The sequence below is a fragment of the Mesobacillus subterraneus genome (genome assembly GCF_023715485.1).
Lineage (GTDB): Bacteria > Bacillota > Bacilli > Bacillales > Cytobacillaceae > Mesobacillus > Mesobacillus subterraneus_B.
Genome location: NZ_JAMBOF010000001.1, coordinates 159186 through 176141 on the forward strand (window position 1 = coordinate 159186; position 16956 = coordinate 176141).

Annotated in this window: 16 protein-coding genes; 13 read left to right on the top strand and 3 right to left on the bottom strand. The window is 42.9% G+C overall.

The features are described from left to right. Nucleotides 1-7 precede the first annotated feature (7 nt). The 6 genes from M3204_RS00840 (at nt 8) to M3204_RS00865 (ending at nt 5371) form a co-directional block, all read left to right on the top strand. Nucleotides 8-736: an AzlC family ABC transporter permease gene (locus tag M3204_RS00840; RefSeq protein ID WP_251477183.1), complete on the top strand. Its 729-nt coding sequence runs from the start codon at nt 8-10 to the stop codon at nt 734-736. Then, complete coding sequence (locus tag M3204_RS00845; RefSeq protein WP_251477184.1) at nt 729-1034, top strand: AzlD domain-containing protein; 306 nt, start codon at nt 729-731, stop codon at nt 1032-1034. Before M3204_RS00840 ends, M3204_RS00845 begins: the two co-directional genes overlap by 8 nt. Before the next feature lie 367 nt (nt 1035-1401). Further along, nucleotides 1402-2190, top strand: coding sequence for an ABC transporter ATP-binding protein (locus M3204_RS00850; RefSeq protein WP_251477185.1), 789 nt, complete (start codon nt 1402-1404; stop codon nt 2188-2190). Beyond that, the gene (locus tag M3204_RS00855; RefSeq protein WP_251477187.1) at nt 2174-2929 is read left to right on the top strand and encodes an ABC transporter permease; all 756 of its coding nucleotides are present in this window, start codon (nt 2174-2176) and stop codon (nt 2927-2929) included. Before M3204_RS00850 ends, M3204_RS00855 begins: the two co-directional genes overlap by 17 nt. A 19-nt stretch (nt 2930-2948) precedes the next feature. Beyond that, nucleotides 2949-3947, top strand: a complete 999-nt coding sequence (locus M3204_RS00860) for an aliphatic sulfonate ABC transporter substrate-binding protein (RefSeq protein WP_251477189.1) — start codon at nt 2949-2951, stop codon at nt 3945-3947. A gap of 146 nt (nt 3948-4093) precedes the next feature. Then, nucleotides 4094-5371: a M48 family metallopeptidase gene (locus tag M3204_RS00865; protein WP_251477191.1), complete on the top strand. Its 1278-nt coding sequence runs from the start codon at nt 4094-4096 to the stop codon at nt 5369-5371. Nucleotides 5372-6160: 789 nt separating this feature from the next. Here M3204_RS00865 and M3204_RS00870 read toward each other — a convergent pair. Beyond that, nucleotides 6161-6397, bottom strand: a complete 237-nt coding sequence (locus tag M3204_RS00870) for an IDEAL domain-containing protein (RefSeq protein ID WP_251477194.1) — start codon at nt 6395-6397, stop codon at nt 6161-6163. Nucleotides 6398-6587: 190 nt separating this feature from the next. Between M3204_RS00870 and M3204_RS00875 the strand changes: the two genes are divergently transcribed. Beyond that, a complete protein-coding gene (locus M3204_RS00875; protein WP_251477196.1) occupies nt 6588-7166 on the top strand; it encodes a competence protein ComK in 579 nt (192 codons plus the stop codon). A gap of 64 nt (nt 7167-7230) precedes the next feature. On the opposite strand, the gene M3204_RS00880 is transcribed toward M3204_RS00875, so the two are convergent. Beyond that, on the bottom strand, nt 7231-7632 hold the full coding sequence (locus M3204_RS00880; RefSeq protein WP_251477198.1) for a hypothetical protein: 402 nt from the start codon (nt 7630-7632) through the stop codon (nt 7231-7233). Nucleotides 7633-7871: 239 nt separating this feature from the next. Between M3204_RS00880 and M3204_RS00885 the strand changes: the two genes are divergently transcribed. The 6 genes from M3204_RS00885 (at nt 7872) to M3204_RS00910 (ending at nt 16200) form a co-directional block, all read left to right on the top strand. Further along, nucleotides 7872-9857 carry a S9 family peptidase gene (locus tag M3204_RS00885; RefSeq protein ID WP_251477200.1) on the top strand — a complete coding sequence of 662 codons (1986 nt, stop codon included), beginning with the start codon at nt 7872-7874 and terminating at the stop codon, nt 9855-9857. Nucleotides 9858-10114: 257 nt separating this feature from the next. After that, entirely contained in the window at nt 10115-11050 is a 936-nt protein-coding gene (locus M3204_RS00890) for an LCP family protein (RefSeq protein WP_251477201.1), read from the top strand. Between the two features lie 164 nt (nt 11051-11214). Continuing rightward, nucleotides 11215-11832: a TVP38/TMEM64 family protein gene (locus tag M3204_RS00895; RefSeq protein WP_251477203.1), complete on the top strand. Its 618-nt coding sequence runs from the start codon at nt 11215-11217 to the stop codon at nt 11830-11832. Nucleotides 11833-11859: 27 nt separating this feature from the next. Then, complete coding sequence (gene lepB / locus M3204_RS00900; protein ID WP_251477205.1) at nt 11860-12414, top strand: signal peptidase I; 555 nt, start codon at nt 11860-11862, stop codon at nt 12412-12414. A 103-nt stretch (nt 12415-12517) separates the two neighbouring features. Continuing rightward, nucleotides 12518-15760: a BTAD domain-containing putative transcriptional regulator gene (locus M3204_RS00905; RefSeq protein WP_251477206.1), complete on the top strand. Its 3243-nt coding sequence runs from the start codon at nt 12518-12520 to the stop codon at nt 15758-15760. 38 nt (nt 15761-15798) lie between these two features. Then, entirely contained in the window at nt 15799-16200 is a 402-nt protein-coding gene (locus M3204_RS00910; protein ID WP_251477207.1) for a VOC family protein, read from the top strand. 17 nt (nt 16201-16217) lie between these two features. Here M3204_RS00910 and M3204_RS00915 read toward each other — a convergent pair whose 3' ends face one another. Next, on the bottom strand, nt 16218-16535 hold the full coding sequence (locus M3204_RS00915; protein ID WP_251477208.1) for a hypothetical protein: 318 nt from the start codon (nt 16533-16535) through the stop codon (nt 16218-16220). Nucleotides 16536-16956: the final 421 nt, after the last annotated feature.

Here is a 16956-nt window from a genome sequence, read left to right on the forward strand (position 1 = left end):
TAGGCGTGTGGAAAGTACATTGGCAGTAAAGCAGGCAACAGATTTTAAGAAAGGGATCCAGTCAGGCATCAGCATTGCGATAGGCTATATGCCGATTGCGCTTACCTTCGGATTGATTGCGAAAACGACCGGGCTTGCGCTTGGAGAAACGGTTATGATGAGCTTGTTCGTTTTTGCGGGTGCGGCTCAATACATATCATTAAGCCTGCTGGCGCAGGGAATCGGGATATTTGAGATTGTCCTGACCACTTTTATCGTAAATATCCGCCATTTCTTGATGTCTGCATCATTAAATGAAAAAGCAGAGGAAGACAGTATTGGTGCCAGGATGGCATACTCATTTGGTATCACCGATGAGACCTTCTCGGTTGCGGCGACTCGTGAAGGAACAGTCAATGCTGGGTATATGTTCGGCTTGAACCTCACAGCTTATTCAAGCTGGGTTATTTTTTCAGGCTTGGGCTTCCTCATTGGTGCTGGATTGCCGCAAACACTTCAGGAAAGTATGTCGGTCGCTCTTTATGCGATGTTCGTCGGCCTGCTGGTGCCCTCAATGAAAAATAATGTCAAGGTTGTATTTCTTGCTGTTCTCGCCGCGGCCTTCAATTCTATTTTTACCTTGGCTGAACTAATGTCCACAGGCTGGGCAATAGTGCTTGCAACACTGCTGTCTGCCATTCTTGTAGAAGCGGTTGAAACTTTTAAAAATGGCAGGAGGGCAGAGGCAGATGAATAAAGAAATCGTCATTATGATTATTGGCATGGCTGTTGTAACCTATCTGCCGAGGATGCTGCCGTTTGTCATGTTCAAAGGCAAAGAGCTTCCTCCATTCCTGCAGGGAATCCTCAAAAATGTTCCTTATGCCACGCTTGGTGCATTGATTTTCCCAGCTATTCTTTTTATCCAAGAAGATATCTGGTATGGGATCATCGGCGCAGCCGCAGCATTCATTGCAGCTTTCCTGGGAGCAAACGTAATTGTCGTTGTAATTGGATCGATATCAGTATTGACTTTATATTCATATTTTTTCTAGATCTGGAGCCGTGCAGGTCTTTTTTTACGGAATAAAAGATAAATCTGCAGAGGGAGTCTTTGTATTTCAGTAGAAATGCTTGAAATGTTTCATACAAATGTTTTTTTTTATAAAATCTTGCGGAAGTGAGGCGGATTTTTGCGAAAATCCCATTTATTTTGCGAAAGTAATAAGGAATTTTGCGAAAAGTAGCGATAATCTTGCAAACTGGAAATTATACTCTGGAACTTCCAATTCTCCAAAGCGAAAAACAGGCAGCAAAAAGGAAATAATCATGAAATGTTGACAAGATGATGGAATACATTATAATTAACTTTATTAATTCCGACTAAACTAATATGTTTTATGAGAATAGGGTGGTTAAAAATTGTTTATTGAAATCAATAATGTGCATAAACAGTACGCAGATAAAAATAATCACCAGGTTGATATTTTAAAAGATATTAATCTTGGAGTGAATAAAGGGGAGTTTGTATCGATCCTTGGTCCATCCGGATGCGGGAAATCTACACTTCTTTCAATTGTTGCAGGTCTCACCCCGGCAACAGGCGGGGAAATTATTGCAGATGGAAAACGAATTGAGAAGCCGGGGAAGGACAGGGGAATGGTGTTCCAGCAGGCAGCTCTGTTTCCATGGCTTACGGTACTGGAAAATGTAATTTTCCCGTTAAAAAAAGAAATGACAAAGAAGCAGGCTGAAGCTGAAGCGAAAAAATATCTGCAAATGGTACAGCTTGGAAACTATATATCTCATTATCCTCACGAACTTTCAGGGGGAATGCAGCAGCGGGTGGCGATTGCCAGAGCACTTGCGATGAATCCTGATATCCTCTTGATGGATGAACCATTTGGCGCATTGGATGAGCAGACGCGTTCGCGCCTTCATGACCAGCTTGAGACGATCTGGACAGAAACACAGAAAACGATTTTATTCGTTACTCACAGCATCTCTGAATCAATCAAGCTATCAGACCGGATCATCGTCATGGGAACGAAGCCAGGCATCATCCTTAAGGACATCAAGGTGGATATACCAAGGCCGCGCCAGCAGCATAAAAAAGCGATGGTCGAGCTTGAAGAGTACATCATGGGATTCCTGAAGAAGGAGATCGACAAAGTGGTCAGGGAGGAGCTTGCGCATGAATCCAACAATTAAAAGAATCATATTCTTCGCGGTCCTCATCACCTTTTGGTATACAGGCTCCAAGCTTGAATGGTGGCTGCCGATCATTCTTCCTTCGCCGGAAAAAGTTCTTGAGGCACTAGTAATTGGCTTCGAGGACAAAACATTGATCTACGACCTGATCGCAAGCTTTAAACGTCTTGCCGTGGGACTTGGAATCTCCCTGGTCATTGGCTCGGCGCTTGGTGTCCTGCTCGCAAAATCGAAAACGGCGGATGAGACGCTGGGAACTGTCGTGCTGGCCCTCCAGAGTGTGCCGAGCATCGTTTGGCTCCCGCTGGCGATCATGTGGTTCGGGATGAATGAAAAAGCAGTCATTTTCGTGGTCGTACTTGGCGGAACATTCGTGATGACACTCAATCTCAGAATGGGCATCAAAAATGTTTCTCCATTATATATAAAAGCAGCAAGGACTATGGGATCGACCGGATGGGATCTATTCCGCAGAGTGATTTTCCCGGCATCGATTCCTTATGCAGTCACCGGTGCGAGACTAGCGTGGGCCTTTGCCTGGCGTGCGCTTATGGCAGGCGAGCTTTTAAGCACTGGGCCGGGGCTTGGCTACACACTCCGTTATGCTTCTGATTTCGGTAATATGGCTCTCGTTATTGGCGTTATGATCATCATTGGTGTCATTGGCACAATTGTTGACCAGCTGATCTTCCAGCGAATTGAAAAATCAGTGCTGCAACGCTGGGGACTAGAATCTTAAAAACTTAGGAGGAGATTAAATGAAAAGGGCAATTTTTGTTTTAACGTTTCTATTCACATTTGCGGTGCTGCTCGCTGGATGCGGTTCAGGCGGGACATCCAAGACTGCAGGAAAAAAAGATAAAATCATCATCGGCTATTTCCCGAACATCAACCATGTTCCAGCAATGGTAGCAAAGGATAAGGGCTACTTCGAGCAGCAGCTTGGCGACGGAACTACCGTGGAGTATAAAACCTTCGCTGAAGGCGGTTCATTCATGACGGCGCTGAAAACAGGCGAAATTGATGCGGGACTTGTCGGTCCAGGACCGGCAATGAACAACTATACGACAGGTGCAGACGTCAAAATCATCGCCGGTGCATCGACAGGCGGAACCGTCGTTTTAGCTAGAAAAGGAGTAGAAATTAACTCTGCCGAAGACTTTGCAGGTAAGACGTTCATCACTCCTGGTGTAGGCTGCACACACGATGTCCAGTATGAAACTTATCTCGAAGCAGAAGGGATCACATCACAGCGGATCGGCGGTACAATGAAGCACCTCACAGGTCAGCCGGCACAGTACGCTGCGATGCTGAAATCAGGCAAGGTAGACATCGCAGTTGCACCTGAACCTTGGGCAGCAGTAATTGAAAAAGAAACCGGTGCTGAGGTTGTGATCGGATGGGATGAAGTATCCTTTGGCGAAACGCTTCCCGCATCTGTTATGGTTACTTCAGGCAAAATGATCAAGGAAAACCCGGATACTGTTGAAAAAATTATCAGTGCCCATAAGGAAGCTGTTAAATTTATTAATGAAAATCCAGAGGAAGCCCAGCAGATCACAATCAAAGACATTAAAGAAACAACTGGCCAGGAACTTGAAAAGGATGTAGTAGAGCTTGCATGGGAGCGCATCGGCTTTACACATGAAGTAGATGCAGAGGCAATCCAGGCATTCTCGGATTCATCCTATGCCTTGAAATTCCTTAAGGATAAGCCAGACTTCAAAACATTGATTGATTATAGCTTTATCAACTAATAATGAAGGGTGCCAGGGAGTAAGGTTTCTGGCACCCTTTTTTATTTATAGCTTGAGCTTGTTCGCTACAATAATAACTTGTTCTATTTTTGGGACGAAGGATTAAAATAGTTATAGAGAGGGTTGTACGTAAAGGGGGAAAAGCTATGGCGAGAAAAATGGGTTTTTATGGAGTAATCGCCTATGTGCTCTATGGGTTTGCGGTTTACTGGTATTTATTTTATTTTGCTGATACGAATCTTCCGTTTGAATTTCAAGGCTCGAGGGCGGACCCTGCGACTTTTCTGAATGGCAGGGAATTGATGCTCAGCGAGGAATACTCGAAAATCAGGAACTTATTATTTTTCCTGTCCACACCATTTGAATGGCTGTTTTACTTTCTAATCCTGCTATTGGGTCTTTCCAGGGCCTTTAAAAAATGGGGAGAACAAACAGCGAAGAATAAATACGGCCAAACAGCGATTTATTTGATCTGGCTTTCGTTCTTTGCCTTCGTTGCTACTTTCCCGCTAAGCTATATCAGCTACACTCTGTCGAAGACCTATAATATTTCAACCCAGACATTCGCTTCATGGATGAAGGACGAACTCATTGAGTTTTGGGTCAATTACGCGATGATGTTCGTGATTGTCGCAGTCCTGTACTGGCTGATGAACAAAAGCAAAAGGTTCTGGTGGCTGTTCGCCTGGATGCTTTCAGTTCCGTTCACGCTATTCATCATGTTCCTCCAGCCTGTCGTGATCGACCCGCTTTACAATGATTTTTATCCGCTAAAAAATAAAGAACTAGAATCCAAGATTCTTGACCTTGCAGGACAGGCGAATATTCCAGCACAGAACGTGTTCGAAGTGGATATGGCCGAGAAAACAAATGCGCTTAATGCGTATGTTACTGGAATCGGCTCTAATTCCCGCATCGTCCTCTGGGATACGACGCTGAACAGCCTGAATGATGACCAAATCCTGTTCATCATGGCCCATGAAATGGCTCACTATGTAGAAAAACATTTGTATATAGGAATTGCCGGCTACCTGCTGCTTTCCCTTTTTGGGCTGTATTTTGTCTCCAGATTGATGAATTGGGCGATTGCTCGCTGGGGTAAGGAATTCAAAGTCAAGGATCCCGCAGATTTGAAATCACTGCCGCTATTCCTGATGTTCTTGTCGATGATCATGTTTGCGGCGAGCCCGGTTTCAAACATGGTGTCCCGTTACCAGGAGACCAGGGCAGATAAATATGCGATTGAAATGACGGATAATACCAATGCTGCTATTTCTGCTTTTCAAGAGCTGACAAAGACAGGACTCAGCCAGGTCAATCCTCCACTGCTGGTAAAGATATTCAGGTATGGCCATCCGACCATGCTTGAGAGGATTTCAAGGCTTGAGGATTATGAAATCCAAAAGCGGAATGAACAAGAATAAAAAAGACTGTTTTGCCTTAGAGTGTTGTTTTTTGAACCAAGTTTTCATCCCGCATATCTCTTGACTTTGATACTCTTTTCGAGGGTGTTTCTGATCAAGGGCTGCATTAAAACTCGTGCCGATTGTTACTTCGGGTTGTTAAAGCAACAATGTTTACGAAAAGAGCCATAAAAAAAGGAAGTCCTCGAAATGACGTAACGGGTTCTCTTTTAAAGTGCAAAACGTGAAAAAAAACACAAACAGCATGCTAAATCGCATATGGTTTAGCATGCTGTTTTTTGTTGGTATAAAAGTATTTATGCCATATCTTATCTGCCGGGGGATCAACTTAGCATCCAGCCTGATAAATAGCCGGAAAAATTCCTCTTAATTGGTAAATTGAAATGAAAATAGCTTATTTAGACGGAGAAATTCCGCCTATTCGCTCGAAAACTGCTTAAAATGAGGACTTTACTGTACATAACCGGAAAACCTCCGCTTATATACCCCGAAACAAGCTCTATTCAGCATTTAACCGGAAAACCTCCGCTTATTTTACTATCGTAGGTTGCTCAAGAACTGTTGTAAAGAATCGTGCCACTGTTCATAACAGATATGAATTCTCTCGGATTGTATCGGGAATCGAAAAAGCGTGATGATTTATTTGCTAATCACCATACTATTCACTAAGTTATTTGTACTGTTATTTATGATATTGCACCCCAAAAGAGAACCCGTTAGAAATGGTCGCGGACTTCCTTTTTTATGGTGAAATAATGAAAAATCCCCTTTATAGGGGATTTCACTCATCTAAGTTCCGAATTGTTTGTTCAAATCTTTTAATTCATCTGTCAGGGATAAAAATAAAAGTTTGTCACGATCATCAATTGCTTTATCAATTTTCGACAGCAGTTTCTCTTTTTTGTTGTTTAGCTGGATTTCAGAAATTAGCATGTCAACATACAGGTCCAGAACAAAAGATTCCTTGGCTTTTATGCGTTTCATCACACTGGCCTTCATGATTTCAGAATACGATTTTTCCTTCACTGACCTCACCTCTTAGACCTTTTTTATATTATATGGAGGAAGGAAAAGATAATCAACTAAATTTTTATAATTTTTAGAAAATTTTTATCAGCATATTAATTGTGGCAAAAATGAGAATTTTTTGCATGATTAAAGAAAATTTTTGCAATTATGATAAAATAGGGTATATGGTATTTTAGGAGATGAAGGAATGACAGTGAACCAAAAGAATTTAGTCGAAGAGTATGAAATAAATCCTTTTACAATGATCATTCTTCCTGAAGTGTACGGAAGCAGGGTTTACTCTAAGGCAATCGAGTTGGAAGAAGAGTATTTATCCCCATTCAGGCCAATTGATGTTGTGAAAAAAAGCTGCAAATATTTCGGCTCTAGCTATGAGGGCAGAAAAGAAGGAACGAAACAGCTTACAGGGATTACCCATAAAATCCCCATTATAGTCGACCCCATAAGCTCCATTTACTTCATGCCTACGAGTTCACCTACAAAACCAGACTGCATATGGGTTTCACATGAACATGTATTATTTCATAAGAAGGTTGATGCCCATAGCACACAGGTTACATTCCGGAATAAAAAAAACATCATCCTTCCAGTATCCCACCATTCATTTGAAAACCAGCTGCTGCGAACTTCCTTGCTGCGCACGAAATTCATGCAGCGGATGAAAGAAACCGAACGCAAGGCCCTATACTTGCTGCACGGTCCGAAATTCAGTGAATCACAGGGGTATTCCCATGCAAACCTGGTCAGTGAGGTTTATAAAGATTAAGACTCTTTTTATTCATCTGTGTAAAAAAGACAAGCAGAACAAAAATGCCAGGGAATCCGATTTGTTAACCGGATTCCTTTTCTGTTTTCCCTAGTGGGGAGTCGGTTGGTTTGAAGCGCTTGAACAGGTAATATAGCATTAATTCCTGTACCTTGTTGCGGATGCGGGGATTGAAATAATTATGGTGTTCTTCGTAGCCTTGGTAGACGAAGAGGAACATTGTGAATGCGTCATCCCGTTTAACTTGTTCTACTTTTAGATTATTCTTTTTCAGATAGCTTTTTACATTCGCGAGCTCTTTCTGGACTGCTTTCATTGTTTCTTCGATTAGCTCCAAATAAGGCTTCTTCAGTTTGAACGGACTTTTCTCAACGACAGAAAGATCCCGATTCAGCACGATCAACACCAACGGCAAATAAATGGCCTGTTCCATTATATCGCGGTCATTTTCAGGAATCCTCGTCATCTTGCTCTGCCCCTTTTATAATGAAATAAGAACGTTTGTTCGTAATTATAGTACTGAAATCTGAAGCGAATTTCAAGAGGATAAAAAATTTTTCTTCTGTATCATAATTTCCAAACGAACGATAAAACTTTCAAAGTCCTGATACAGCTTGGTAAAAAGAAATTAGATTCGAAGAAGGAAAATTATTTCTGCTATCGAAATAAAGAAGATAACTATTTTTTTAAAGGGTGGCTGCCAAGATGGGAGAAAAAAGGTTTCTCAAAGCAGAAGATTTATATGAATTAAAATCGGTGACGGACCCTCAGTTTTCACCGGATGGGAAGAAGTGCGTATTTGTACAGACGGAAATGCTGGAGAAAAAGAATGACTATGCTTCCAACCTATACATAATCGACTTGGAAAAGGGCGGTGAGCCCAAGCAGTGGACATACGGGGAGAATCGGAACCATTCGCCTAGATGGTCACCGGATGGGACAAAAATGGCATTCGTTTCAAACCGAACTGGAAAAAATCAAATTTTTGTCATGGATGCCAATGGAGGAGAGGCACAGCAGGCTGCCAGCTTCAGGAATAGCGCAAGCGGGCCTGTGTGGTCTCCGGATGGTGCCAAGATTGCCTGTTCCGTATGGTTGAAACCAGATGAGGATTTGCTTGAAAAGGAAGAAGAGAAGAAAGACGAAAAAAAGCTGGAGCCATTTGTGGCGGTGGAAATGAAATATAAGTCTGATGCCGCCGGTTTCTGGGACGGCAAGTATAAGCAGACAGCCATCATCAATCTTGCTGATGGCAAGGCGGAACTCTTGGAAAAGGGTGAAGCAGATTATCATCTGCAATGCTGGTCACCTGATGGAAAAACGATTGTATTGTCAGCGGATGAAACGCCAGAGAGGGATTTTTCATTCAAAAGCGATATACTGCTTATCGACATTGAGTCAGGAAATAAAACAAAAATTACGAATGGTAAAGGATATTATGGCAATGCCGCATTTTCTCCAAATGGAAAATACCTCGGTTATACAGGCCATGAGAGGGAGTATGAAAATGCTACCTTACCTCAGCTTTGGATCCATGAACTGGAGACAGGGAATGTTCAATGCATAACCGAGAATATGGACATCCTTGTCGGTGATGCTGTTGCCGGTGACTTCCAGCAGGGAGCAAATAGTCCGGGATTATTATGGGGCGAAGATAGTGAGAGCTTTTATTTCCTTGCGAGCGACCAGGGAAATACTGTCCTTTATTTCGGAAATCTATCAGGAGAAGTATATCCGGCATTGCTCGACCAACAGCATGTATATGGCTACACATTGGACCGTAAAAACCAGAGAATTGTGGCAGCGATCAGCAATCCGATCCTTCCTGGCGAGCTGTTCCAGCTGGAAGTGACGACAGGTGAACTGAAACAGCTGACCTCAGTGAATGAAAAGTTCCTTTCGTCAATTACCCTATCCCAGCCGGAGCAGATTTCATTCCCGGCAAGTGACGGTACACCGCTCCACGGCTGGATCATGAAGCCGGCCGGATTTAAAGAAGGAGGAAAATACCCGCTTGTTCTTGAAATCCATGGAGGACCGCACGCGATGTATGCGAATACGTATTTTAACGAGTTCCAGGTTCTCGCTTCCGAGGGATATGCGGTGCTTTATATTAATCCTCGGGGCAGTCATGGATACGGACAGCAGTTTGTAAATGCAGTCCGCGGAGATTATGGGGGCGGAGACTACCAGGATGTCATGGACGCTGTTGATTATGCTCTTGAACATTACGATTATATTGACAAGGATCGGCTTGGAGTGACGGGCGGAAGCTATGGCGGCTTCATGACAAACTGGATCGTCGGCCATACCGACAGATTCAAGGCAGCCGTCACCCAGCGTTCGATTTCGAATTGGATCAGTTTTTATGGAGTCAGCGATATTGGCTATTATTTCACTGAATGGCAAATAAAAGCCGACCTTAATAATCTCGAAACATTGTGGAAGCATTCACCGCTTGCTTATGCAGATAAAATCAAGACACCATTGCTCATTCTCCACAGCGAAAAGGATTACCGCTGCCCGATCGAGCAGGCTGAACAGCTATTTATCGCATTGAAAAGACAGGGGAAAGAAACGAAGTTCATCCGTTTTCCTGAGTCAAACCATGAGCTTTCAAGAAGCGGAAAACCGAATCTGCGCTTAAACCGTCTGGGTTACATCGTAGATTGGTTCAACAGTCATCTTTAAATCTGGGTACGGCCATAGCAAGATAAGTGAAATTAACACCCGCGGTTTCGAGCCGCGGGTTTATTTTTATGCTGAGGAGAAGAACTGGAAACCAAATTGGATGCAGCATTTGCGAGCATAAATACACAGGACCTAAATCATGACTGGAACATCATATTTTTGAAAATTTCTCTGGAGAAGTTTAAGGTTATAGATAAAGAAGGAAAATACTATAAATAGCCTTTTTAAAAATATCTATTATCGGAAGGGATTTTCATATGAGATATGAGCGGCATCAGCACAAAAAGAAGAAAAGAATCAGATGGTCGAGCGTTTTTCTTTTGCTGTTCCTGGTTATTGGAGCGGTGGCGGTTTATTCTTATTTTCAATATCGGTCAGGCGTGAATGATTCTGCCAAGGTAGCAGACCAGGATAAGCAGGAATATACCTTTAATGGCGAAAGAGACCGCAACGGACTCACAAATATACTTTTACTTGGCAGTGATGCTAGAGGCAAAGAAAAATCGCGTGCGGATACGATTATGATTGCCAGCTACAACCCTGATAAAGGAACCTATAAACTTGCCTCAATCATGAGGGATACGTATGTGGAAATCCCCGGACACGGTAAAAATAAGATTAATTCTGCGCTTGCGCTTGGAGGGCCTGAATTGTTAAGGCAGACGATTAAGGATAACTTCGATGTAAGCATGCAGTATTATTCCATAGTGGATTTTCAAGGATTTGTGCGTTTGGTTGATGAGGCCTTCCCAGAGGGTGTGGAGGTCAATGTAGAGAAGAGAATGTCAGAGGGAATTGGAGTCACTCTCGAGCCGGGGGTCCAGAGACTTGATGGCAAGCATTTGCTGGGTTATGTGCGGTTCCGCCAGGATGCGGTCGGTGATTTTGGCCGAGTTGAGCGCCAGCAAAATGTCATAAAGGAAGTCGGCAAGCAATTCGCGAGTTTTCAAACGTTGCCAAAACTGCCGAAGTTGGTCGGGGTCTTAATGCCATTTGTCAACACCAATATGGACACAGGAGATATCCTGTTCATGGGAAAAGGATTCCTTTCAAAAGAAAATCGCAATATTGAAACGATGAGGATCCCGGTTGAAGGCTCATTTGAGAATCAGAGGGTGAGTGGTGCAGGTGCAATCCTTGCCATCGATCTTGAAGAAAACCGGCAGGCACTGCAAGACTTTTTAACGAAATAGACAAATAGCTAATCAATTCTCAATAATGTATGGAGGGTGTACAATATTTTCAATGAGGTATATATGAAAAAAGGATGTTTTGCAAAGCTTTGTGAGCTAAGTGAAAAAAAGCTGTGAAGCAGAGTTTCTGAATAGCTTTTAGTGCTGTGGACAAGGAGATTTCGATGGATTTTGAATTATTGAAAGATTGGTTTACAATCGAAAATATTATGGACTTGCTCAAGCAATACCGGTCATTTGGGCCGATTCCAGGAATATTGCTGCCAATGCTTGAAGCGTTTTTGCCATTTTTGCCGCTGTTTTTATTTGTTATGGCAAATGCAAACGCGTTTGGTCTCTGGCTCGGTTTTCTTTTTTCCTGGATTGGTGCTGTCCTTGGTGCATTGCTAGTCTTTTTGATATTCCGGAATTATGGACAAGGGCGAGCGCTGCGGTTTTTACAAAGGCATTCGAAGGTCCGAAAGGGAATGAACTGGATTGAACGCCATGGATTTGGCCCAATCTTCTTGATGCTGTGCTTCCCTTTTACACCATCAGCCCTAGTAAACATTGTCGCTGGGCTTTCGAACATAAGTATGGCGCAATATATGCTTGCTGTCATCACAGGCAAGATGGTGATGATTTTTACGATTAGTTTTGTTGGCTATGACCTGCGTTCGTTAATCACTAATCCTGTACGTACTGTCATTGTGCTCTTGATAATCGCCATTCTTTGGTATATCGGCAAAAGAATTGAAGTAAAAATGAATATGAGTGTAGGAAAAGACAATAATGGTCGTTAAAGGGATTATAGGTGGTGACGGAAATCGATGAGTGAAACGGTTAAAAAGGAAGGAATCGAATGGATCAAAGCTTTTGCCATGGGCATGATTATTTTTGTCTTTATAAGGATTTTCTTTTTTTCAAATTATGTAGTTGAAGGGGAGTCGATGCTTCCGACTCTTGAAGAAGGAAATAAAGTCGTCGTCAATAAACTAGGGTATGACACGAGTGATTTAGAGAGATTTGACGTAATTGTTTTCCACGCCAATGAAAAAGAAGACTTTGTGAAAAGGGTCATCGGGCTGCCAGGTGATAAAATCGAGTATCGGGAGGATCGGCTGTTTGTTAATGATAAGAAAGTTTACGAACCTTTTTTGAAGCAGTACCGGGAAAAATCGCTTGGAGGCTACCTGACTGGTGACTTTACCCTTGAGGATTTGACAGGTGTGGAAAGGGTGCCGGAAGGAAAGCTGTTTGTCCTCGGAGATAACAGGCTCGGCAGCTGGGACAGCCGGCAATTTGGATTCATTAATGCTGACCAGGTCGTAGGCAAGGTCAATCTCCGTTACTGGCCGCTCGAGGAAGTGGATATATCATTTTAATGGAGAAGGGAAAGAAATGGAAGGACTCGGCAGATTTCGAGTCTTTTTTTATTTCTCTTATGTTAGAATAGTATCAATATTACGAAAACAGGGCGGAGATTTTATGCAGGGAACATTGCCGTTAATCAAAACAAAATTAATTGTTCCTAACTTGCAGGATCAATGGATTCGTCGTGCCAAATTTTCGAAAAAAATGAAAGCGATTACCGAAAAACCGCTGACAATTATCCAGGCCGGTGCAGGTTACGGCAAAAGCACTGCGCTAGCAATGTTTGTCAAAGATGAGAACCAGACGTGCTGCTGGTATACAATCACCTCATCGGATGATGATATCCTTCCATTCCTGTCTTACTTGACTGCCTCGATTCAAACCGTGTTCCCCGACTTTGGGCATGAATTGTCATCTTATACGAAAAAGATGGACCGTTACATAAGAGAAGAAGAACTAAGCATGCTTTGTTCAATTTTCATCAATGAAATCCTCCAAATACAAACACCGATTACCATCATCCTGGACGACTTCCATGCAATCGAACATTCCTATCATATCAATGTATGGGTTGAAAAATTGCTGGAGCATATGCCAGGCAACCTCCATCTAGTCCTCTCAACCAGGACGAGACCGGGGTGGAGAATCCTTGCGAAAATGAAAGTAAAAAATGAGCTGAACGAGCTTTCAAAAGTGGATCTGATTTTTGGCAAAGAAGAAATCGAATTATTGCTGTCCGACTATTATCAGCTTGAAATCACTGAGGAACAGATCGACCAGCTTTATGATATAACGGAAGGCTGGGTTATTGCGATTGGAATGATCGCCCAGCAAATTCCGCATTTACAGAGTCTTGACGAACTATTAGCAGAGCCTTCAAAATCGCTGGATGATTTATTCCAGTACCTTGTTTTTGAAGTGTTTTCAAAACAGCCGCCGATGATCCAGCAATTCCTTGAGCAAACAAGCATTTTCGAAGAAATAAGCACAGATGTATGTGATAACGTCCTCGGCATGAACGGATCAATTCAGATGCTTCAGCAGCTGACTGCGAAAAATTTGTTCATTCATCAGGTTGGAGACCATCAGTTCAGGTATCATGCATTGTTCCGTGAATTTTTGGAGGACAGGCTGATCATCAACCAGCCAGAGCAATACAAGCATCTGATGCTGAACAGTGCCCGCTACTTCGAAAGAAAGGGACTTTGGGAAGAAGCTTTATATTGCTATGAAAAAAACGGTCAATACGACGCAGCAGCGGCAATCATGAATGAACAGGGGATGGAACTGCTCGAGCGAGGAAAACTTGAGAATCTGAATGAGCGCCTCTCCAATATTCCTTTGCAGGAAAAAGTTCGCTACTGTACGCTTTTGTTCCTGGAAGGAGAAGTGTACCGGTACCGTTCATTATATAAGCAGGCAGAAGCTAGCTATGACCTTGCCATCCAAACAGCTGACAGGCTGGGTGACATGGAGTGGAAATCGAAGGCGCTCGAAGGGAAAGCGAAAATCTACCTCGATACAATTCAACCTCTCAAAGCGGAACGGATTCTTGCGCAGGCGATAGAACTTCGTGAAAAGGCGCTCGTTGAAGGTTCGGCGGAGGAAACGGGAAGGCTCTATCGACTGCTTGCTGAAAACCTGATCAATTCGGGGCAGGCATTGAAGGCGGAAAAATGGATCGAACGGGCAAGGGCAATGGGAGTTCCAATAATTGATGGCCATCTTGAAGCAAGGCTTTACCTGAGGACAGGCCGTTTTGAAGAGTCCAGGAGGATTTTAACCTCTGTAAAGGATGTCCATGAATCGGTTGATAAGCAGCTCTTGCCCCAATCGCATAGAGAGACAGATTTACTCCTCGCGCTTATTGAAGCTTTTACAGGAAATGGCGTTCATGCAAAGGCATTGTCTCAATCTGGAATCCAGCAAGGAATCAAAGTTCAGGCTCCATTTGTAGAAGCCTGTGGATGGATCAGAATGGGGCATGCTGTACAATTGATTGACCAGTATGACCTCCAGCTCGCTGAAAAGTGTTATGAAACGGCGCTCGATATCATGGGTCGCCTCAATATGGAAAGAGGGAAAGCAGAACCGCTCATGGGGCTCTGCATCCTTTATGGAAGCAGGCGTGAGTATGAACGGGCCGCGGAAGCGGGAAGAAAAGCGCTGCTGGAGACTGAACAGGTGAAGGATATCTGGCTTTCGGCATGGATTACGCTTTGCATGGCGATAGCCGCGATCCATAACAATAAGTTCCAGGAAGCCGTTGAGGATCTTCGGAATGCAGAGGAGCTTTTCCGCCAGTGCGGTGATGAATATGGGAAAATGCTGCTTTCGTTTTGGAAGTCATTTTTCCTTTTCACTATCAATGATGAGCAGGAATTCAAAGCTGCGTTCACCAGCTTTTTAAAATTGATGAAATCTGGAGGATATGAATTCTTCCTGAAGAAGCGGACTACTTTTGGGCCAAGAGATTTGCAGGTGTTCGCGCCAATGCTGATTGAAGCAGTAAAGAAATCGATTGTACCCTCGTATGCTGAAAAACTATTAGAGGATATGAAGCTACCACGTCTAAGTGCGCATCCAGGCTATACCTTGAAGGTCCAGACGCTCGGACAATTCAGGATTTGGCTTGGCGACAGGGAAGTAGAGGAAAGGGATTGGCAAAGAGGGAAGGCAAAAGAGCTTTTTCAGCTATTTTTGACAAAAAGAAACCAGTTCCTCATGAAAGAGGACATTTTCCAGATCCTCTGGCCGGAACACGAAGGAAAAAATGCTGACAGGGATTTCAAAGTGGCTTTGAATGCATTGAATAATGTACTTGAACCAGCCCGTAAGGCAAGGTCGACACCATTCTTCATCATTAGGGAAGGGACCGGGTACGGAATCAATCCACAGGCAGCGCTCGATGTAGATTCACAATTGTTCGAAGAGTGGGCAGAAGCTGGATTAGAAGAAAGAACTGTGGAGAAATCAATTGAGGACCTTGAAAAAGCCTTGTTTTTGTATAACGGTGACTTCTTGCCGGATCGAAGATATGAAGATTGGTGTATCAATGAACGGGAACGGCTGCTCGTCTACTTTTTGCGCAGCGCCGAGAAGCTGGCACAGCTTAGCGTAAGAAGGGAAAACTATGATTCTGGTATTCACTGGTGCCAGAAAATCCTCCAGAAAGACAGGACATGGGAAGAAGCCTATCGATTATTAATGTTTTGCTATTACCGGAAAAACAATCGGCCACAGGCAATCAAATGGTACAAAAAGTGCTGCGAAGTGCTTGAGCAGGAGCTTGGCGTTAGTCCACTTGAGCCAACAAGGCATATGTATGAGATGATCCTCGAGGGAAATAATCAGTAAATCTCTGCGGCCAGGAATGAAATACAGGAGGACGCTTAATGGAGAAAAAAAGTCAGATTCATAGTTCATTGAAAGTTTTACTTGTTACAGATATTGAAAGAGCAAAGGTGTTCTATTCGGATGTTTTAGGCTGCGAAGTTACGGATTGGTGGGTAATCCGGGATGATTTTACCGGGCTGGCAATAAAGCTGCTTCAGGCAAATGATCCCAAGGATGTCAAGCCAAATCCTCCTGCAAAAGGTGTGGAGCATGGTTTCGACGTTTATTGCTATGTAGAGGATTGGCAGTCACTTGATGAGCTTTATCTTGAATTCAAGGAAAAGGGCGCTGCCATCGCAATTGAGCCATGGGTTGATGAAAATAATGGTCCATGGAAGGAATTTGCAGTTAAGGACGTGGACGGATACTGCATTGCTTTTGGTGGCACAGATGGTTATTGAAGTTTCCCTATTAGACTCTAAACTGCAGTCAAAATCCGGTCGAAATAACTTTTGAGTATCAGCCACCTCGCAGGATAGGTGACGACAAAGTCCTCTATTGATTCATTTGAATACATCAGCAGGCAATCGACCTGCCTTTTATGCCGTCTTAAGTCATAGAGAAGGGCGTGCGGGATCGAATAATGTGGGTTCAGTTGATATGGATTCAACTTTATTGGCTCCATACCTTTTTCCTGGATATAATTCAGCAAAGCCTGTTTTTGAATTTCAATACTCTCATCACGTGAAAGATCGTTTATATGAATCTGTTCATTGATAAAATAGATACCTTTCATAGAAAATCCCCTCCATATTTTTAGGCAATTCAGTCTAATTATTGCCATAAAAATATGAGGGGATACTTTTTTTATCGAGCTCCGCCGTTATGGTCCTTAACTTTCTTCGATACCTTAAATAAAGTCCAAATAAAAATGACCATCAAGGCACTTTCACAGGCACTTACGCCGAGTTCGAACAGCAGTCTCCCTAAATCCTCAAGTTCGTTCAACCCATACATCTGAAGTTCTAAAGAAAAGAAGAATTTATAGCAACTATGGATGATAAATATAAAAGGAAACAAAGTCCAGAAAAATTTGTTTATACTCTGTGGTAAATGAAGAATCACATCTCATACCTCATTTTTATTGTTTTTTTAAGGCTCTTTTCGTAAACTTGTTTCTTTTACAACCAAAAGTAAAAATTGGTATATGGATTTTT